The sequence below is a fragment of the Paenirhizobium daejeonense genome (assembly GCF_014280875.1).
Taxonomy (GTDB): Bacteria; Pseudomonadota; Alphaproteobacteria; order Rhizobiales; family Rhizobiaceae; genus Allorhizobium; species Allorhizobium daejeonense.
The window spans coordinates 71,211-89,621 of record NZ_JACLAL010000010.1; the positions used below are offsets into that span (position 1 = coordinate 71,211).

At 61.7% G+C, this 18,411-nt stretch carries 17 protein-coding genes; 6 read left to right on the forward strand and 11 right to left on the reverse strand.

The window, feature by feature from the left end:
• Window positions 1–3: 3 nt before the first annotated feature.
• The 4 genes from pbpC (at window position 4) to H4I99_RS21135 (ending at window position 4,872) form a co-directional block, all read left to right on the forward strand.
• Window positions 4–2,094 carry a penicillin-binding protein 1C gene (pbpC, locus tag H4I99_RS21120; RefSeq protein WP_163901650.1) on the forward strand — a complete coding sequence of 697 codons (2,091 nt, stop codon included), beginning with the start codon at window positions 4–6 and terminating at the stop codon, window positions 2,092–2,094.
• Between the two features lie 91 nt (window positions 2,095–2,185).
• Window positions 2,186–2,605 (forward strand): OsmC family protein, encoded by a 420-nt coding sequence (locus H4I99_RS21125; protein ID WP_163901652.1) that lies wholly within the window; start codon window positions 2,186–2,188, stop codon window positions 2,603–2,605.
• 336 nt (window positions 2,606–2,941) lie between these two features.
• Window positions 2,942–4,039: a DUF475 domain-containing protein gene (locus H4I99_RS21130; protein WP_163901654.1), complete on the forward strand. Its 1,098-nt coding sequence runs from the start codon at window positions 2,942–2,944 to the stop codon at window positions 4,037–4,039.
• Window positions 4,040–4,245: 206 nt separating this feature from the next.
• The gene (locus tag H4I99_RS21135) at window positions 4,246–4,872 is read left to right on the forward strand and encodes an exopolysaccharide biosynthesis protein (protein WP_246225630.1); all 627 of its coding nucleotides are present in this window, start codon (window positions 4,246–4,248) and stop codon (window positions 4,870–4,872) included.
• A 114-nt stretch (window positions 4,873–4,986) separates the two neighbouring features.
• Here the strand turns inward: H4I99_RS21135 and H4I99_RS21140 are convergent, their stop codons facing one another.
• The 4 genes from H4I99_RS21140 to nirK all read right to left on the reverse strand — a co-directional run bounded on the left by H4I99_RS21140 (window position 4,987) and on the right by nirK (window position 8,482).
• Complete coding sequence (locus H4I99_RS21140) at window positions 4,987–5,424, reverse strand: pseudoazurin (RefSeq protein ID WP_425314401.1); 438 nt, start codon at window positions 5,422–5,424, stop codon at window positions 4,987–4,989.
• Between the two features lie 149 nt (window positions 5,425–5,573).
• Window positions 5,574–6,269 (reverse strand): Crp/Fnr family transcriptional regulator, encoded by a 696-nt coding sequence (locus H4I99_RS21145; RefSeq protein ID WP_163901660.1) that lies wholly within the window; start codon window positions 6,267–6,269, stop codon window positions 5,574–5,576.
• 97 nt (window positions 6,270–6,366) lie between these two features.
• Window positions 6,367–7,266, reverse strand: coding sequence for an SUMF1/EgtB/PvdO family nonheme iron enzyme (locus tag H4I99_RS21150; RefSeq protein WP_164490836.1), 900 nt, complete (start codon window positions 7,264–7,266; stop codon window positions 6,367–6,369).
• Between the two features lie 73 nt (window positions 7,267–7,339).
• Window positions 7,340–8,482, reverse strand: a complete 1,143-nt coding sequence (gene nirK / locus H4I99_RS21155; protein WP_163901662.1) for a copper-containing nitrite reductase — start codon at window positions 8,480–8,482, stop codon at window positions 7,340–7,342.
• 251 nt (window positions 8,483–8,733) lie between these two features.
• Here nirK and H4I99_RS21160 point away from each other — a divergent pair, with 251 nt between their 5' ends.
• Window positions 8,734–9,942 carry an NnrS family protein gene (locus H4I99_RS21160; protein WP_163901664.1) on the forward strand — a complete coding sequence of 403 codons (1,209 nt, stop codon included), beginning with the start codon at window positions 8,734–8,736 and terminating at the stop codon, window positions 9,940–9,942.
• Between the two features lie 75 nt (window positions 9,943–10,017).
• Here H4I99_RS21160 and H4I99_RS21165 read toward each other — a convergent pair whose 3' ends face one another.
• The 4 genes from H4I99_RS21165 to H4I99_RS21180 are packed head-to-tail and all read right to left on the reverse strand — an operon-like array spanning window position 10,018 to window position 12,536.
• The gene (locus H4I99_RS21165) at window positions 10,018–10,338 is read right to left on the reverse strand and encodes a metal-sulfur cluster assembly factor (RefSeq protein ID WP_163901666.1); all 321 of its coding nucleotides are present in this window, start codon (window positions 10,336–10,338) and stop codon (window positions 10,018–10,020) included.
• A 5-nt stretch (window positions 10,339–10,343) separates the two neighbouring features.
• Window positions 10,344–10,865: a DUF2249 domain-containing protein gene (locus H4I99_RS21170; RefSeq protein ID WP_163905904.1), complete on the reverse strand. Its 522-nt coding sequence runs from the start codon at window positions 10,863–10,865 to the stop codon at window positions 10,344–10,346.
• A gap of 2 nt (window positions 10,866–10,867) precedes the next feature.
• Entirely contained in the window at window positions 10,868–12,220 is a 1,353-nt protein-coding gene (locus tag H4I99_RS21175) for a hypothetical protein (protein WP_163901667.1), read from the reverse strand.
• A 34-nt stretch (window positions 12,221–12,254) separates the two neighbouring features.
• Window positions 12,255–12,536: a DUF2249 domain-containing protein gene (locus H4I99_RS21180; RefSeq protein WP_163901668.1), complete on the reverse strand. Its 282-nt coding sequence runs from the start codon at window positions 12,534–12,536 to the stop codon at window positions 12,255–12,257.
• A 218-nt stretch (window positions 12,537–12,754) separates the two neighbouring features.
• Here H4I99_RS21180 and hemN point away from each other — a divergent pair, with 218 nt between their 5' ends.
• On the forward strand, window positions 12,755–14,107 hold the full coding sequence (gene hemN, locus H4I99_RS21185; protein ID WP_163901669.1) for an oxygen-independent coproporphyrinogen III oxidase: 1,353 nt from the start codon (window positions 12,755–12,757) through the stop codon (window positions 14,105–14,107).
• Between the two features lie 84 nt (window positions 14,108–14,191).
• On the opposite strand, the gene H4I99_RS21190 is transcribed toward hemN, so the two are convergent.
• From H4I99_RS21190 to H4I99_RS21200, 3 genes are all read right to left on the reverse strand, one after another.
• A complete protein-coding gene (locus H4I99_RS21190) occupies window positions 14,192–16,090 on the reverse strand; it encodes a nitric oxide reductase activation protein NorD (RefSeq protein WP_163901670.1) in 1,899 nt (632 codons plus the stop codon).
• A gap of 10 nt (window positions 16,091–16,100) precedes the next feature.
• A complete protein-coding gene (locus H4I99_RS21195) occupies window positions 16,101–16,907 on the reverse strand; it encodes a CbbQ/NirQ/NorQ/GpvN family protein (protein ID WP_163901671.1) in 807 nt (268 codons plus the stop codon).
• Window positions 16,908–17,060: 153 nt separating this feature from the next.
• A complete protein-coding gene (locus tag H4I99_RS21200; protein WP_163901672.1) occupies window positions 17,061–18,407 on the reverse strand; it encodes a nitric-oxide reductase large subunit in 1,347 nt (448 codons plus the stop codon).
• Window positions 18,408–18,411 lie beyond the last annotated feature (4 nt).

The window sequence follows — 18,411 nt, forward strand, 5'->3', positions numbered from 1 at the left end:
GTGATGGGAAAGCTGCGCGTCGCGGGTTGGAGCCTTGCAGGTGCTGCTGTTGCAGCAACCGTGGCGCTCTTTGCCCTCGACGCAGCCGATCGCGCCTTCCCGCCGCCATTGCCGGAGGCCGCCACGGTCTCGGCAGAAGTGCTGGATGCCGATGGGCAATTGCTGCGCGCCTTCGCGACGAAGGACGGGCTGTGGCGCCTGAAGACGACGGCTGCCGATGTAGATCCGCAATTCATGAAAATGCTGGTCGCCTATGAGGATCGGCGGTTCTACGAGCATTCCGGCATCGACCTCATGGCGTTCGGCCGCGCCGGCTGGCAATTGCTGACCAATGGCCGCATCGTTTCGGGCGGCTCGACGCTCAGCATGCAGGTCGCCCGCCTGATCGAACCGCGCCGCGAACGGTCGCTGACCGCCAAGCTCATCCAGATTGCCCGCGCCCTGCAGATCGAACGGCGGCTGGAAAAATCGGAGATCCTCGACCTCTACCTCACCCACGCGCCCTATGGCGGCAATCTCGAAGGCGTGCGGGCGGCAAGCCTTGCCTATTTCGGCAAGGAGCCGAAACGCCTTTCGACAGCGGAAGCCGCCCTGCTGGTCGCGCTGCCGCAGCTGCCGGAGCGACGCCGCCCCGACCGCTACAGGGAAAACGCCGAGGCAGCCCGCAAGCGTGTCCTGCAACGCATGGACACCGCCGGCGTGCTGGAACCCGGTGAGATTGCCCGCGCCGAAATCGCTCCCCTTCCTGAAAAACGTCTGCAACTGCCAGCACTCGCCGCCCATCTGGCGGAAGCCGCAAGACGCAAGGCGCCGGCTGAAACGACATATCGAACGACCCTTCGCCGGGATGTACAGCAGCGGCTGGAAACCGTTGCGCGGACAACCTCGCAGCGTCTCGATCCAAAGGTGTCGCTCGCCATGCTGATGGCTGATGCGGAGACCGGGGAAATCGTCGCCGAGATCGGCGCCGCCGATTATTTCGATGCCTCCCGCTCCGGCTGGATCGACATGACCCGCGTCAGCCGCTCGCCCGGTTCGACACTGAAGCCATTCATCTACGGGCTGGCCTTCGAGGAAGGGCTGGTCGCGCAGGAGACCATCGTCGAGGATCGCCCTGCGGATTTCTTCGGTTATCGGCCAAAGAATTTCGACATGAGCTATCAGGGTGATGTCAGCATCCGCCAGGCCCTGCAACTCTCCCTGAACGTACCAGCGGTGCGGCTACTCGATGCGCTCGGCCCTTCGAAGCTGATGGTAAGGCTGCGTCGCGCCGAGGTGCGTCCGCGCCTGCCGACTGCCGAAGCGCCGGGACTTGCTATTGCTCTCGGAGGAGCCGGCCTGACACTCAAGGAACTCGTCCAGCTCTATGCCGGCCTCGCCAATCGCACGACGCCGGTTCGGCTGGGTGACGGCATCAATGACCAGCCCGGTGAGATCGAAAACACCGCTGCCCTGTTCGAACCCGTCGCCGCGTGGAATGTCGCGGACATCCTCTCGGGCGTTCTGCCTCCTTCCGGCAGCCCCACCATCGGCATCGCCTACAAGACAGGCACCAGTTACGGCTACCGTGACGCCTGGTCTGTGGGCTTCGACGGTCGTTATGTCCTCGGCGTCTGGATCGGCCGTCCCGATAATGCGGCGGTTCCCGGTATTTCCGGTTACGCGACGGCGGCTCCCCTGCTGTTCGAAGGTTTTTCGAAATCGGGGCTTTCAGGCACACCGCTTCCCTCCGCCCCACGCGGCGCAAACCGCATCGCCCAGTCGGAACTGCCGATCAGCCAGCGCCGGTTCTCGCTCGATCCGAGCGGCCTCCTGTCTGCCTCGACACGCGAAAAGCCACCGCAGATCGTCTATCCGCCGGAAGGCGCGCAGATCGAACTCGGGGTGGGACCTGACGGCGCGCCACTGCCCCTTGCCCTCAAACTGCAGTCCGGGCGCGCACCCTTCCGCTGGCTTGCCAATGGCAAACCGCTGTCGGAACCGACGCGCCGGCGCACGACGGAATGGACACCCGAAGGCATCGGCTATTCGACGCTGACCGTCATCGACGCCGCTGGCCGCGCGGCAACCGTGGGCTTTTTCGTTCGCTCCTGAAAACAGTGCTGATATTGCCGGGACCGCGGACGTCTTGCCCCTTGGCCGCGACAAGCGTAAGCCATGACGGACAGGAAGAGGGATCGAGGCCATGACGGAACTGAAAACGAGACAGACTGGCGCAACGGCAACGCTCGGCCATCGCGGCTTCCCTCATGTCGTATCGGCCACCGGAGGCGAACTGGATATCGTGACCGGCCCCAGCCAGCCGGGCTTCAATCCCGTCGACCTGCTTTATGCATCGCTTGCCGCCTGTCTCGCCATGAGCGCCCGCATCGCCGCGACCCAGATGCATGTCATGGACAAGGTCACCAACATCACCGCCGAAGTGAAGGGCGAAAAGGCCCATGAAGGCCCCTCACGGGTAACGCGCTTCGATGTCCGCATCACCATTACAGGCGATGTTGATGCCGAAACTCGCCTCAAGATCATCCACGCCGCCGAGGAAATCTGCACTGTCAGCAACACGCTGGCGGGCAGCCCGGAATTCTCGATAGAAGCCGGTGACTGACTGTTTCCGACAAAAATCAGCCCACCACTGGAAATCTTGTACGCACAACCTTACCTGAGCAGCGGGCTGGCAGATTCAAGGCTTGACGTATGGTCACGCTGAGATAAAACCGGCTTGTCGCGCAACGCCTCGTGCCTTGCGTTGCGGACCAAACTTCTGGTGCCGGGCCCCTCTGGCGAGAGTTTACGGCGCTCTCGTGATGTCGGTACCGCCAGCAAGATGAGCCGGCGGATTCAAAAACATGATTATTCAGATCATGCCTCTCCCGCGTGCATGCGACGCCGTGCACGCCGATTTCGCGTATCTTTTCACAACTGACCTTTCGGAGGCACGCCAATGAGCAAGCCTTCGACCGGACAATCGTCCCTCTCCTATTTCACATGGGCTTTCATCGTCACCGGCGTAGGCCTTCTGCTCGGTGCATGGCTCGGATGGCAGACCACCGGCACGCTTGGCGGCATGGCGACCGTCTTCTTCATTTGCACGGTGCTTGCCGTTCTGGAAATCTCGCTTTCCTTCGATAACGCCATCGTCAACGCCAACAAGCTCAAGGACATGACACCCGTCTGGCAGCATCGCTTCCTGACCTGGGGTATCGTCATCGCGGTATTCGGGATGCGTATCGTCTTTCCGCTGCTGATCGTGGTCATCGCCGCCGGCATTGGCCCGATCGAGGCGCTCTTCCTTGCGGCGCGCGAACCGGCTGAATACGCGCGCATCATGAACGATGCGCACCTGCCCATTGCCGCCTTCGGCGGTACTTTCCTGATGATGGTGGGCCTCACCTACTTCTTCGACCACGAAAAAGAAGTCCACTGGATCGTCTTCCTTGAGAAGCACATGGCGCGCTCAGCTTCGATCAAGGGTATCGAGATCGCCTTCGTGCTGCTCCTCATTCTCCTGTTCTCCAACCTGCTGGAAGGCGAGGAAGCCAATACCTTCGTACATTCCGCGATCTACGGCCTTCTGACCTTCCTTGCGGTGGAAGTTCTGGGCGGCCTGCTCGACCAGTCGCAGAAGACCATGTCGGCGGCGGCCAAAGGCGGCCTCGGCGCCTTCATCTATCTTGAAGTGCTCGATGCCAGCTTCTCCTTCGACGGCGTCATCGGCGCCTTCGCGCTCAGCCAGAACCTGTTCGTCATCGCCATCGGCCTCGGCATCGGCGCCATGTACGTTCGTTCGATGACCATCATGCTGGTCGACAAGGGAACGCTCGCGGAATACCGCTATCTGGAACACGGAGCCTTCTACGCCATCCTGATCCTCTCGGTGATCATGTACTGCCAGACGCTGGTGCACATCCCCGAGGTCATCACCGGCCTTGGCGGCGCCGCCCTGATCGGCATCTCGCTCTGGTCCTCCATCCGCTACAACCGCAAGGAACGGGCAGAGGAACTCCAGCGTGACCGCGAAGCGATCGCCGAAAATATCTGACCTCGGAAACCGACGGCAGAAACGGAAGAGCCAGCCTTCACGCCGGCTCTTTTCATATCGATAGATGAAATACTTAGCCCCGGCTTGAAACAATGTGGGCGTTTTTGTGCCGAACCTTGCCCCGTCGATCCGCGTTCCTACATCAGTCCGGCCGGCCCGGACCAAGGGTGACGGAAGAATCGCTTCCAACAGACAAGAGGATCCGAGTGAAGAGCGAAACCGAAGAGCAACGCGCCGGCATTACCTCCGCCAAGCTCGAGGCCCTGGCCGAAACCGCCACCCGCGCAGGCACGCTTTCGCTCGGGGAATTGCTGGACGCCATGGGCAGGACCAGCATCGCGTTTGCAATCCTCATCCTCTCCCTGCCGGCACTGACCCCGATCCCCGGCCCGTTTGGCATGTTCTTCGGCACCTGCCTTGCCATCGTTTCCCTGCAGATCATCGCCGGTTACAGGCGCATCTGGCTGCCGCACGCGCTCGCTGACCGGAGGCTCTCGGCATCCGTCGTGACGCTCGTTGTCCGCCATACCGCGCCCCTCGTCCGCCGGGTCGAGGCCCTGCTGCAGCGCGGCCGGTTGCGGGCGCTCACCGGCCACAGGGCACAGACGCTGCTCGGCGTTCCGGTCTTTCTTCTCGCCGTGGCCATCGCCTTGCCCATTCCCTTCGGCAATTTCCTGCCGGTCGGCGCACTCGTGGTGATAGCCATGGGCCTCATGGAAAAGGACGGCCTTGCCACACTGTTAGGCATCGTGCTTGCCGCGATCGCGCTCGGCACGTCCGGCGGGCTGATCTGGGGCGCAGCCTCGGTGCTGGGTTGGGCAATCGCATCCTGACGCGCTTCTCCGTCATGAACATTCGAATTCGTTGAGCCCAGTCCTTACAAACCAAAAGCCGCTCCTTATGCAGAAGCGGCTCTGAGATGTCCCGGGAGACAATTGGGAAAGACGTTACTGCACGCTGGCAAGCGCTGCGTCGATGCGCTCCTGGGCCTTCTTCGGCAGCTTGACGGTCTTGAAGGCATCAAGGTTAGCGCTCGGATCGTTGACGACGACCACGCCGACCATACCCATGCCCACATGCGGTGCGCACTTGACACCGTAGACGCCGGGCACGTCGAAGGTCACCTTGATCGTCTCGCTCATCTTGCCCTTGAACTCGGCGGCACCATTCGGGATCATGCCCTTGATGCTCTCGGCATTATGGCCCTTGTCGGTCGGAATGAAGGTCACAGTATCGCCTGCTGCGATCTTTATGCCTGCCGGTTCGAAGACCATCGCACCGTCCTTGCCCTTGTTCAACATATGAACTTCGTAATCTGCGGCAGCGGCAGTGCCGGCAAAAGCGGCGAGGATCGCGGCGGCGGCAACGAGACGCTTCATCATCATGGTCATTGTCTTGCTCCTTGAAAGAGGCCCCTCGGGCCTGTTGAACAAGGAGATACGCCCGTGAGCCCGCACCTTCTTTGTCATTGCACAAATAGCAAAGCGCAATTTGTGCGAAGCGGCGAAGCCGGCGTGTTCAATACTGATGGAAATTAATCTCGAGCGCCGTCCGCCAGTTCGGCAAGGCCTTCAAGATCGATCACCAGCAACTTCTGGCGCCCGCCCTCGACGAAGCCGCGCGACTCCCAGGCGCTGAGAATGCGCGAGACGGTGTGCAGCGTGGTACCGGTCATTTCGGCAATGTCCTGCCGGGAAATCGGGAAGTCGATGCGGATGCCGCCTGCTTCCTTTCGCCCGGCCTTGCGCGCCAGACGCAGCACCGCATGGGCGACGCGACGCTCCACTTCCTGGGTCGACATCTCCCGAATGCGGGTATGAGCCTCCTCCAACCGCTGGCCGATGGTCTGCATGGCGCTGACAGCGAGGCGGGGATTATGCTCGACGAAATTCGGCCAGAGATCGGTCGGCCAGCACAGCGTCACGCTCTCGGCCGCGGCAATCGCGGTACCGGGATAATCCGTCCGCTGCAGCGCCTTGGCAAAACCGAAGAGATCTCCGGGATGGACGACACGCACGATGATCTGCTGCCCGTCCTCCGTCACCTGAGTGACCTTGAGACGTCCATGGAGGAGAAGGAAGAAACTGATTGCCGGCTGTCCCTGTTCGAACACGGCTTCGCCCTGCGGCACACGACGCGAAGTCGCGTATGAGAGCAGCCTGTCCAGCTCTTCGTCGCTCATGCGATCGAACAACGGGAGCGTCTTCACGACGGTCCGGTCAATCTTCACTCCCGCAACCCTTTCCTCCGGCATCGAACGTTACGAACAGGGTGCGCGCGTGCGCACGCCCTGTATCCGCAAATGCAACATCATCGATTCCTTTAGACTAGAGCCTTGCCTGGCGGAAGGTAAAAAAGAGGCGCGCAATCCAGCGTTCGTCCCGCACAAGACGGAAGCCGACATTATCGGGGGGTGTACCCACAGAGCATCCGCCACCCTTCGGCTCACGCACGAAGGCGCTGAGCGGCGCACGATGCTTGCCGGTGGCGATATAGATGCCGCAGCTTTCGACGCTGTCGATGACCTCGCCCGAGGCCCCGAGGTTGACGCGGCGGTTGCAAGTGGTCGTCCATTCCCAGACATTACCGGCGAAATCAGCAAGTCCATATTCGTTCTCGCCGAAATATCCGAAGGGTTGCGGAGCGGGCTCCCGCGATGCCTTGCGGGCGGCTTCACGCTGATAGTCGGCCAGCCATCTGAGCGCAGGGTTCTTGCTGTCGGGATCGACGCCAAGCGCATCGTCTGGAAATTTCGAGCCTGCAGCGAAAGCAAGCTGCTCGTCGCTCGGCAACGACCACACTGCATCGCTGTGCTGGCTGAGCCAGACCGCATAGCCGGTCGCATCGTCATAGCTGACGCCGGTCGCGGGCATGTCGGAAGAAGAGGGCATCTTCGATTCCCGCGCCGGACATGCTCCGTCCGCGACACAACGGTCATATTCGGCGGTAGAAATCTGGTATCTGGTGATCGTTAAAGCCTGGGCGGCTTCCCGTTCCAGCATCGGGGCATCGACGGCAAATCCTGCTTTGAAGAACTCGCCCGCCTGCCGGTAACTGAAGGCCCGCGGCTCGATGAGAACGGTCTCCGGCGATGCCACCGAAACCACGCCGGGCTGAGGCACGATACCGGTGCGCAGGGCAAGCGCCCCCGCAAGGCCAAGCAGCAGCACCCCCGGCAGCATCAGCGACAGGGCGGAAACGGAACGATTTGCATGAACGGAAAGCATGACGACCTCCCCAAGGCCGCGATGGACGTGGCGGATCCGCGCCCGCTTGTGGCAGACGCGGATCCTTTGTCATTCAGCTTGCGCTCGGCGCCAGCACCGAGGTCATCAGGTCGTCGTTCCATTCACCGGTGACAGTGAAGTGGGCGGCGGCGCCAAGCTCGAAAGCCTCGATCAGGTTGTGGTTAACGTAAGCATATATGCCCGGCTGATGGAAGGTGTAGTAGGCAGCGCCTGCGGCACCTCCGGGGATGAACCAGGTTTCCTGGTCGGTGTCAGGCGCGTTGTGGAATTTGCCGTTAGCCCAGACATAATCGCCGTGCCCGCCGATCAGGTGCGGACGGGTATCGCGGTTGGCCTGCGAATGGACAATCAGGACCCGGTCGCCGACCTCTGCCTTCATGGCGTTCTGGCCCGTGAGCGCGCCAACCGCACCGTTGAAGACGATGTGGCTCGGAGTGAGCGACCGCATGACCTCCAGCGTATCGGCATAGGCATCGCCGGCGCTCTCGTATTTCTTGAAGTTGCCGTTCTCGTCCTTGGGAACGTAGAAGTCCTGTTCGCCGACATAGTAGATCTTGTCATAGGTCAGGTCGTTGCCCTTGGCATCCTTCAGGCCGTCACGCGGCAGCACCATGATCGCGCCGTTCATGCCCGAGGTAACGTGCCACGGAACCATTCCGGGAGGTGCGCAGTGGTAGACGAAGACGCCGGCCTTGGTGGCCTTGAAGCGGAGCACCGTCTGCTCTCCGGGATTGACCAACGTCAGCGCGCCGCCGCCCAGTGCACCGGTTGCAGCATGGAAGTCGATGTTGTGCTGCAGCGTATTGGTGTCCGGGTTGATCAAAGTCAGCTCGACATAATCTCCCTCATGCACCACCATCAAAGGGCCGGGAACCGAACCGTTGAAGGTCATGGCGTGCACTTCCGTGCCCGCATCGTCCAGGATCATCTTCTGTTCCTTGATCGTCAAAGTGAATTCGACGACCTTCGGACCGCCTTCGGCCTTCTGCGTGTGGGCGTGGACGAACGGAGGTTTGACCAGTTCGACCTTTTCCCGGGGAAGCTTGGCGATGTCGGCAGCGGTTGCTGCCGCATTGGTCTTGATGCCACCTCCTTCGGCGCGGGCCTCGGAAGTATTGATGATCGGCGCCAGGGCGCCGGCAAAGGCCACGCCGGCCAGGATTGTGCGGCGGGTTACCTGAAACTGCTCAGTCATCGGAATGTCTCCTTGTGGTAGAGCGGAGCGGATATCGTCCGTTGACAAGAGTTCTACTCCCGATCGTAAAAGGTAATTTGTGCCAGAACAAACTTCTTCGACGGGGGTTTTCACTGCGTCATTTTGGCAGGTCATGAAATGACAAAGATCAGAAGAAGAACCGCGCAGCCATTTGCTTGCGAATGCACAAAGAGCGGCAAAAAGTTTCTTTCTAAAACGATTGCGGTTTATCAAGCAGTCGGAGACGCTCCATGAACACCAGCCAACAGACGAGCCGCCCGGCGGGCGGAATTCCACGCGGACTGTCCAAAACAGGACCGGTCCTGTTTTCCTATGGCTTTCGCCCCTTCTTTCTCGGCGCGGCAATCGTCGCCATGACGGCCATGATCCTCTGGATCGCGGCGCTGGCCGGAACTGTCGAAGTCGGCGGCTCTTACGGCGCTCATCACTGGCATGCCCATGAAATGCTGTTCGGCTTTTCCTCTGCCGTGGTCGCTGGATTTCTTCTGACCGCAGTTCCCAACTGGACCGGCCGACTGCCGGTTTCGGGACTGCCGCTCGCCGGCTTGTTCGCGCTCTGGGTGGCAGGCCGCCTGCTGATGCTCTGGCCAGACCTGATCGGCATTGTGCCCTCGGTCGCCATCGAGAGCCTTTTCCTTCCGGTCCTGCTCTTCATTTGCTCCCGGGAAATCATCACCGGACGCAAGTGGAAGGATCTGAAGGTGCTCGGCGTTCTGGCAGTACTATCCCTCGCCAATATCGGTTTCCATCTGGACACGCTGGCCGGAGAGCACGGCGGTATGGTCGAGAGACTGGCGGTTTCAGCCTATCTCGTCCTCATCATGATCATCGGCGGTCGCATCATTCCGAGCTTCAGCCGCAACTGGCTGAACCAGAAGGGTGAGACGCGTTTTCCGGCATCTTACGGACGCTTCGACACAGCGGTCATTATAATCGGCGCGCTGGCGCTGGCCTGCTGGAGCCTTCGCCCAAATGAGCCGGCAACGCTTGCACTTGCCGCGATCGCCGGCATCGCCCATGCAGCAAGGCTGAGGCGTTGGCGCGGTCTGGCGGTGTGGCCGGAAAAGCTGCTCTTCATCCTGCATGTCGCCTACGCTTTCCTGCCGCTGGGATTTGCGGCAATCGCGCTCGGTGACCGCATCGGCCTCGGCGATACCGCGATCATGCATGTCATGACAGTCGGGGCGATGACGGCGATGATGCTGGCGGTGATGACCCGCGCCACTCGCGGCCACACCGGCAGGCAACTGGCGTCCTCATGGCTTACCAACGCTTCCTATGCCGCAATCCTCATGGCCGCGATCCTCAGACCGCTTGCCGACATTCTGCCTGACCAGGCCATGACGCTTTACAGCCTTGCCGGTCTGGCATGGCTAACCGCCTTCGGCCTCTTCCTCGCAGAATACGGTCCGATGCTCGCCCGCGTTCGCCGCCGCTGACAGCAGCAGGACAAACGAAAACGCCCGGTTCGAGGACCGGACGTTTTCGTGTTCATGAACCTGTAATGCCTCTGCTCAATGCCGGCTGACGACCTTCAGCGCGGAGGCACGGATCCTGTCCGGCGTCCAGCGCGGCTCGTAAACCAGCTCGACAGCCACCCGGCTTACCCCGTCGACCCCAACCACGCTCGCCTCGACCGCGTCCCTCAGGAAACCCGCAGCCGGGCAACCGCGTGAGGTCGTTGTCATGGCAATCGCGACGACACCGTCGGCGTATACCGTGACTTCATAAATCAGCCCGAGATCGACGATGTTTCCGCCAATTTCGGGATCAAGGATACCACTCAGCGCGTCATAGATACGCGCCACGAGGGCACTCACAGCATCGTCGCTCACGTCAGTTACTCCCGGGCTTCACCGACACGTATCAGCATCCGATAGGCAGAGCCACCTTCATCGAAATTGCCGACCCATTGATGCCCGCGCTTCTCCAGTTCCGGCATGAGAAAAACCGGCTCCCGTGAAAGAAGGGCAAAAAGAACCTCGCCGGGATCCATGAGTTCGATCCTCGCCAGAATGCGCGTCATCGGTTCCGGCGGATCAAGATCGGTGAGGTCGAGATGAAACACCGGCTCGGCCCATGCAGCGGCGTCGTTTCCGCTGGCCGATGCGGAAATGTCAGCGGGACCGCCGGCCTCAGGCGTGAAGAGCACCTGCCAGTCACCTCCGCCGATCTGCGAGACTTCATGGCCGAAGCCGCGCTTGCCCATCACGCGAAACAGCGGCTCAGGCTTGAACGTCGCCAGCAGTCGCAGCCCTTCACCCGGCGCGAGCGATTGCACAGCCTCCATGATGGCCTGAAACGGCTCACCTCCATTGCGCAGTATGGGGCGCACATCGAGTTCCTTGTATGGTCGTGTCATCATTACCTCCTGAGGTCGGGGGATGGCAGAAAGAGATAGGGGCGGATGGTGCCTTTCGGCAAGCGCAAGTCGGCATCGACATCTGCAAGACGTCTTGCGCGCAAGAATTCAAGGACCAGCGCAAGAGTTGCTCCGAACTGCAGAACAACGCCCACGCGAAAAAGGAAGGGGTGACCAATCACGAGGGCAAGCGTGGCGGTCGTCACGCCCGCATGAAAGGCCAGAAACCACAGTCGGGCACGCTGCTCGCGCACGATATCCTGAACCCGCGGCGTAGGAACGCGTCCCAGCACCGGGCCATAGCATTCAAGCCAGGTGAGAAACGGCACGATCTTGTAGAGCTGGGCGAGACCGAGACCGGTCAGCCAGCCGAAGCCGGCAAGATAGACGATGGCCGGCACCTGCTCTTCAAGCCGGTCAAGGAGAAAGGCTGTGGCAAGCCAGACGAATGCGATGAAAAGCCAGAGGAAAGCCGCAAGGCTCCCAATGCTGTTCAACTCCATCTCCCGGCGCCGTCGAGCCTTCAGGACCGCCGAGAGATCGAGACCGTAAAGAAGGAGGCCGATGCCCGTAACGATCCCGAGCAACAGGGCGGCAAACACGCCGCTGACATCGAACACTGTCAACAGCACCAACAAGACGAGAAGCACAAGGACGGAAGCGCCGCCTAGCAGAACCGTATTGGGCCGGCGGCCGGAAGGCTCGCTCGCAAGCAGGAACATCGGCAACAGCTTGTAGCTCACGCCGAGCGCCGAGAGCGTCAGCCAGCCGCCAAGCCCGAAAATCACGTGCAAAGGCAAGATATCGCTCACGAGCGCCAGAAGTTCCCCCGGCAGCAATCCCGACAGTCCGAACGCCATGAAGACGCCGAGACACAGCGTGCCGATCAGGCCGACGATACCGAGCGCCACGAAACGCCCCGCCAGCGGCAGGGGCCGGGCATCGAGAAATGTGCGCGCCACCATGACGGCAACGCCGAGATAACCTACCGCCAACAGCACGGCTCCACAGGCCAGAAGATGCTCCGACACCGCCATGCCCGAGGCAATAAGGGCGAAGCCGGACACCAGCCCGACTTCGCCGGCAAGGATCGCAACGAGGGCCGGAAGCGCCAGCCTCCCAGCCCGCAGCGGCTTTGCCGCGAGCACCGGCACGAACTGCAGCAGGGCTCCCGACATCAGGAGACCAAGCCATCCGGCGGTAATCAGATGAACGACGGCCAGCACATCGCCGCCGGAAATGCCGGCAACCGGATTGCCATAACCCACGGCCAGCAAGCCCTCTCCCGCAAGCAGGAGAAGACAGGCGGCGGCGAAATAGCTCATGGTCCAGCGGGAAAGGCTTGCTCCCGGCATATCGATCACCTCACTCAGCGAGAAACTACGCGTCTCAATGATCCGCGCCGCAGCAGCAGTCGCAGCCGCTGTTCTGCAGCCTCTCGATTTCGACGCGCCAGACGTCCGGACCCTGCTCGAGATATTCCCAGCCGAACATGCCGGAGAAATGCATCTCGAGCTGATAGTGCAGCGGTCGCGGATCGTGATCGCTCGTGATCAGCATGGCCCCACCGGGAAGCAGTGCATTGAGCATGCCGAAGATGCGGGGATGCCTCTCGGCCGGCGGCACGGTGCGAACATCGATCAAGGGCTTTTCTTGCGTGGTCTGGTTCATGGGTCGTTCTTGTCCTTCATCGGCCCGAAGTCGTCTTTGTGAGGCCCGGGCTCCGGCCTGCGAGCGAAACCTAGCCCCAAGGGAGCAATGAGAACTTGTCGCTGCGCAAATAATATCGAGAACATCATCCAGCTTTCGCTCCGTTGCTTGGGATTTGGCAAAGAGCAAAAGCGGACCGCGATCTAGGCTCCTGGCAGTTTCGAACGGAGTGCCGCCCCATGTCCCTTGATATCGTCGAAAAATACGGCGAAGCCCGCCTGCCCCGCTACACCAGCTATCCAACCGCGCCGCGTTTTTCCCCCTCCATCGGCGCCGGCACCTATAGCGACTGGCTCACCCAGATCCCGGCGGGCGAGCCAGTATCGCTCTATCTTCACATCCCGTTCTGCCGGTCGATGTGCTGGTATTGCGGCTGTCATACCTCCATCACCCTCAAGGACGAGCCGATCCTCGACTATCTCGACGTGCTCAAGCGCGAGATTTCCATTGTCGCGAAAACGGCCGGTAAGCCGCTGAAGGTCCGCAACATCCATTTCGGCGGCGGCACGCCCACGATCATGAAACCCGAGGAATTCCTGGACCTATCCGCCTTCATGCAAAAAAGGCTCGACGTGATGCCCGGCGTCGACATCGCCGTCGAGATCGATCCGCGCACCTTGACCGGCGACATGATCGGAGCGCTCGCCAAAGCCGGCGTCACCCGCGCAAGCCTTGGCGTCCAGAGCTTCGACCCGGTCGTGCAGAAGGCTATCAACCGCATACAGACCGCGGAACAGACGGCTTGGGCTACGGATCGGCTTCGCGGATCCGGTATCGACAGCATCAATTTCGACCTGATCTACGGCCTGCCCCACCAGACCGTCGCCTCCTGCATCGAAACCACCCGAACGGCGATTGCCATGCGACCCGATCGTTTCGCGGTCTTTGGGTACGCCCATATTCCCTCATTCAAGAAACATCAGCGACTGATCGACGAAGAGGCCCTTCCCGGTACCGCCGAGCGTCACGCCCAGGCGGAAGCCATCGCCGAAACGCTTGTTGCGGCCGGCTATCGGCGCATCGGTCTCGATCATTTCGCACGTCCCGAGGACGAACTCAGTCTCACCGCCGAAAACGGGCGTCTGCATCGCAATTTCCAGGGCTACACCACCGACGCCTGCCGTACGCTCATTGGCTTCGGCGCATCTGCCATCGGCAGGACTGCTGAAGGTTACATGCAGAACGAAGTCGCCATCGGCCAGTATGCGCAGCGGATTGCCTCGGGACAGCTTGCCACCTCTAAGGGTTACCGGCTGACGAGGGAGGATCGGCTTCGCGCCGACGTAATCGAACGCCTGATGTGCGATTTCGAGGTTGATCTCGACAGTCTCACCCGCTGCCACGGCTTCGACACCATCTTGTTGACCGAGGGCAATACGATGCTCGATAGATTGGCCAATGACGGCGTCATCGAAATCAGGAATGGCGTCATCAGCGTAAGCAGCAACTATCGTTTCGTGATCCGCGTGGTCGCCGCAAGCTTCGACGCCTATCTCGGCGAAGCCGGCCGCACCCATTCCAGAGCCGCCTGAAACCCGTGCACGTCAAAGACCCCTGAATGAGAAAAGGCCCGGCAACACCCCGATGCCGGGCCTTTTCCGCGCCTCGCGGACCGCCTAACCCGCAAGGCTGCGATAGATCGCCGGCAGGGCTGCCGGCAATTTCGCGATGTTGGAGACGATCGCATAACCATGCTGGCCGAAGATCGCCGGCACATAGGATTTGGCATCGCGGTCGACCGTCACGCCGAAAACCCGGATGCCCTTGCGTCGGGCTTCCATCACCGCACGGCGGCTGTCCTCCAGCGCAAAACGGCCCTCGTAGTGATCGACGTCATTCGGCTTGCCATCCGTCAGCACCAGCAAAAGCTGCCGCCGGTTCGGCTGCTTCGCGAGACCGGCAGATGCATGACGGATCGCCGCGCCGATCCGGGTGTAATAACCGGGCTTCAGCGCACCGATGCGCCGCTCGATTGCCGGTCCCATCTTCTCGCCGAAGTCCTTCACGGTTTCGACGCGAACCCATGACCTGCGTCGGGAGGTGAAAGTCAGGATCGAATGATTGTCGCCACAGGCGGCAAGTCCATTGGCCAGCACCAGCAGAGCCTCCTTCTCCACATCGAGCACGCGACGGTCGTCGAACCATGCATCCGTGGAAAGGGAAACGTCGACAAGCAGCGTCACGGCGAGATCATGGGCTTGCGGCCGGCTCATCAGATGGATGCGGTCGCTGCCCTCGCCACCGGCTGCAAGATCGCTGCGGCTGCGCACGACGGCATCGAGGTCGAGATCGACGCCATCGAGCTGGGCACGAAGCATCTCGTGTTTCGGGCGCAGCACTTCGAACTGCCGCCGCACCCGGCGCATCAGACCCTTCATCGCCGCATCCGTCTCCAGAGAAGCACCCTCCTCCGGCGCGGGTGTTGCAAGCACCCGGCAATAATCCCTGAGATAGACGCCCTGCCTGTAGTCCCATTCCGGATAGGAAAGCTCGGCCGTCAATGGCGTGCGGTCCAGCGCCTCGGGCGGCAGATCGAGATCGAAGCGGAAACGGGCGGATGGCCGTCCCTTCCGTTCGCCGAGCGTCATGTCGTCGAGCTCTTCCGCCGCCGCTGCATCGTGATCGTCGCTGTCGTCGCCGGGGCGGTCGACGTTGACCATTTCCGCCATCGCCAGGATCTTCTCGAACCGGTTGAGAATGAACGGGCTGCGATCCTTATCACGACCGTCAGTCTTCTCTCGCGTCGCTATGTGGCGGCCCGCTGCCATAGCCTGCCTGTCGCCGCCCGCAGCCGGCCGATCCTCCACCTCGCGGGGGGCACTTTCTTCACGCAGCAACGCATCCGGCCAGAGCGGCACCGGCAGCATCGGCAGGTATCCGGGCGGCGCCTTCGCCGGCAGGATCGCCGGCGGATGCAGCGCACCGAGGCCCGCACCCTTGCGTAGGAGATCGACGATGCGTTCCTCTACCATCTGCTCGACGCGCGGCAGCTTGCCCCGCTGGCGTTCGGCAAGGAGCGCGAGGCAAAGACGGGCATAGCGATCCGCCATGCCGGGAAAGGCTGCTATGACATCTTCCACTGTTACCCGCGCCTGCTCCAGCACCGCGAGATCCCGCCGCAGGGGATCGGCGTCCGGCACCGGTTCCAGCGGCATCACCGCCATCATCGCAGCCAGCCAGACATAGAGATCGCGGTTCAGATCGGCCTCCGGCATCAGATCGATCACCGGGGGAAGCATGAGCGTGGCGTGGTCGCGGCCGGGCTGTACCAGCTTTTCCTCACCGAGCCCCAGACGCTGGCGAAACTTCAGCCGATGACCGGAGGTTCGTCCGCGGGCCGGCGCCACCTGCACCGTGCGCTCGCCGCCGAACCCGCGAAAGCAGACCGCCAGCATCGGCTGGATCTCCTCCAGCGATATGGCAGCCTGCGGATAGCGCGGCCATGTCCGCGTATTGCCGGCAATGTTGTGCCAGGCACGCCCCACGGTTTCTTCAAGCTCGAGGAAGTCCAGCATCGCTCGTCTCCTAGCGGATAACCGCCTGCGAGAGCTCGATCAGCGCGGCCCGCACATCCGGCTCGTCCGTCAGCGGTTCGATCATGGTCGAGCGAACGGCATCGCGCGGCGAGAGGCCGGCATCAATCAGGCTGGCGCAATAAACGAGGAGACGGGTAGACACGCCCTCTTCGATGTCGTGGCCCTTGAGCACCCTCAACCGCCGCGCCAGTTCGACCAACGGCGCGACCTCAGTCGTGCCAAGTCCGCTTTCGGAGGACACGACCTCAATCTCGCGATCCTTCGGAAGAAAATCGAATTCGATGGCGACGAAACGCTGGCGGGTGGAGGGCTTCAGCGTCTTCAGGAGGTTCTGGTAGCCGGGATTGTAGGAAACGACGAGCATGAAGCCGGGCGGCGCTTCGAGCTGTTCGCCGGTGCGTTCGAGCGGCAGGATGCGACGGTCGTCGGTGAGAGGATGAAGCACGACGGCCACGTCCTTGCGGGCTTCCACCACCTCGTCCAGATAGCAGATCCCGCCCTCGCGCACCGCGCGTGTCAGCGGTCCGTCCACCCATATCGTGTCGCCGCCCTTGAGCAGGTAGCGGCCGGTGAGGTCGGCAGCGGCGAGATCGTCATGGCAGGAAACCGTCGAAAGCGGCAGGCCGAGCCGGGCTGCCATGTGGCTGACGAAACGGGTCTTGCCGCATCCGGTCGGCCCCTTGAGCAGCAGCGGCAGCTGGCGCGTCCAGGCGGTCTCGAAAAGCGCGCATTCGTTGCCGGCCGGAGAATAGGCCGGGATATCGGGCGAAGGCGGATTGGTGAGCATCAGGTTCATGGGGTGTTTTCCTTTCGGGCAACGACGTTCGATGTGATCGAGACAACAGGCGTGGGGTTCCCTTTCGGGTTTATTTTGGAGGCTATCCTTTCGCCCCCACGCCTGCCGTCTCGGGATTGCCTCCCTCCGTTTGGGGGAGACAATCCCTCTTCGTTATTCCGCAGGCTCCGCGACGCCGCCGAAGGCGGGCTTGCGCTCCTTGCCCGGCACCAGGATCGACCAGATGAACATCAGTGCCGAGACAAGCACGACGACGCCAGAGCCGAGGCGTATCCAGTAGAACAGGGCGAGCTGGTCCTGTACGGCCATGTAGCTTTCGCCGAGAACTCGCTGCAGATGCACCTGCAGCACGCCCGCGAAGGTGAGCGCGAAGGTCATGACCGACATCGCCGTGCACATGGCCCAGAAGCTTGCGATGGAAAGCCACTGGTTATAGGGCCGCCGTCCGCGGATCTCGGGAACCGCATAGGCCATGACGGCGAGATTCAGCATCACATAGGCGCCGAAGAAGGCGAGGTGACCATGGGCCGCCGTGACCTGCGTGCCGTGGGTGTAGTAGTTGACCGACGACAGGGTGTGCAGGAAGCCCCAGACGCCAGCGCCGAAGAAAGCCATGACCGAGCAGCCGATGGACCAGAGCAACGCCGCCCGGTTCGGATGCTTGCGGCCGGCCTTCCAGGTCATCACGAAGGTGAAGATGACCATGGTGAAGAACGGAGCGACTTCGAGCGTCGAGAACAGTGAACCGATCCACTGCCAGTAACCCGGTGCGCCGATCCAGTAGTAATGATGTCCCGTACCGAGAATGCCTGAGAACAGCGCCAGACCGACGATGACATAGAGCCACTTCTCGACCACTTCGCGGTCGATACCGTTGAGCTTGATCATCAGGAAGGCGAGCACCGATGCCATGATCAGTTCCCACACGCCCTCGACCCACAGATGGACGACGTACCACCAGTACATCTTGTCGAGCGCAAGGTTCGCCGGATTATAGAAGGCGAAGAGGAAGAAGATCGCCACACCCCAGAGACCGAAGATCAGGATGTTGGTGACGACCGTCTTGCGACCTTTAAGCACCGTCAGCGTGATGTTGAACAGGAACATAAGGCAGACGATGACGATGCCGACCTTGATCGCGAAGGGCTGTTCGAGGAATTCGCGCCCCTCGTGGATATGGAAGAGGTAGCCGACCACGGCGATCGCCGCCGCGACCAGGAAGAGCCAGAACTGCGCGATGGCGATCTTGAGGCTGTAAAGCTCCGTCTCGGCCTCTTCCGGCAGGAGATAATAGGTGGCGCCCATGAAGCCCATCAGCAACCAGACGATCAACGCATTGGTATGGATCATTCGGACGATGTTGAAGGGCAGCAGCTCGGAAAGCGTATTGGGCAGGACATAGATCGTGCCGGCGAGTACGCCGAACAGGACCTGGGCGAGGAACAGGCCGAGCGCGCCGTAGAAATACAGCATCGCGACCTTCTGTGTCTGGTACTTCATGAGT

What these genes read in the sequence shown, in the direction of transcription:
- H4I99_RS21170 (WP_163905904.1), bottom strand. Translation starts at nt 10,865, where the DNA reads ATGACACGACCATACAAGGAACTCGATGTGCGCCCCATACTGCGCAAT.
- H4I99_RS21200 (WP_163901672.1), bottom strand. Translation starts at nt 18,407, where the DNA reads ATGAAGTACCAGACACAGAAGGTCGCGATGCTGTATTTCTACGGCGCG.
- nirK (WP_163901662.1), bottom strand. Translation starts at nt 8,482, where the DNA reads ATGACTGAGCAGTTTCAGGTAACCCGCCGCACAATCCTGGCCGGCGTG.
- pbpC (WP_163901650.1), top strand. Translation starts at nt 4, where the DNA reads ATGGGAAAGCTGCGCGTCGCGGGTTGGAGCCTTGCAGGTGCTGCTGTT.
- H4I99_RS21130 (WP_163901654.1), top strand. Translation starts at nt 2,942, where the DNA reads ATGAGCAAGCCTTCGACCGGACAATCGTCCCTCTCCTATTTCACATGG.
- H4I99_RS21160 (WP_163901664.1), top strand. Translation starts at nt 8,734, where the DNA reads ATGAACACCAGCCAACAGACGAGCCGCCCGGCGGGCGGAATTCCACGC.
- H4I99_RS21125 (WP_163901652.1), top strand. Translation starts at nt 2,186, where the DNA reads ATGACGGAACTGAAAACGAGACAGACTGGCGCAACGGCAACGCTCGGC.
- H4I99_RS21175 (WP_163901667.1), bottom strand. Translation starts at nt 12,220, where the DNA reads ATGCCGGGAGCAAGCCTTTCCCGCTGGACCATGAGCTATTTCGCCGCC.
- H4I99_RS21180 (WP_163901668.1), bottom strand. Translation starts at nt 12,536, where the DNA reads ATGAACCAGACCACGCAAGAAAAGCCCTTGATCGATGTTCGCACCGTG.
- H4I99_RS21150 (WP_164490836.1), bottom strand. Translation starts at nt 7,266, where the DNA reads ATGCTTTCCGTTCATGCAAATCGTTCCGTTTCCGCCCTGTCGCTGATG.
- H4I99_RS21140 (WP_425314401.1), bottom strand. Translation starts at nt 5,424, where the DNA reads ATGATGATGAAGCGTCTCGTTGCCGCCGCCGCGATCCTCGCCGCTTTT.
- H4I99_RS21190 (WP_163901670.1), bottom strand. Translation starts at nt 16,090, where the DNA reads ATGCTGGACTTCCTCGAGCTTGAAGAAACCGTGGGGCGTGCCTGGCAC.
- H4I99_RS21195 (WP_163901671.1), bottom strand. Translation starts at nt 16,907, where the DNA reads ATGAACCTGATGCTCACCAATCCGCCTTCGCCCGATATCCCGGCCTAT.
- hemN (WP_163901669.1), top strand. Translation starts at nt 12,755, where the DNA reads ATGTCCCTTGATATCGTCGAAAAATACGGCGAAGCCCGCCTGCCCCGC.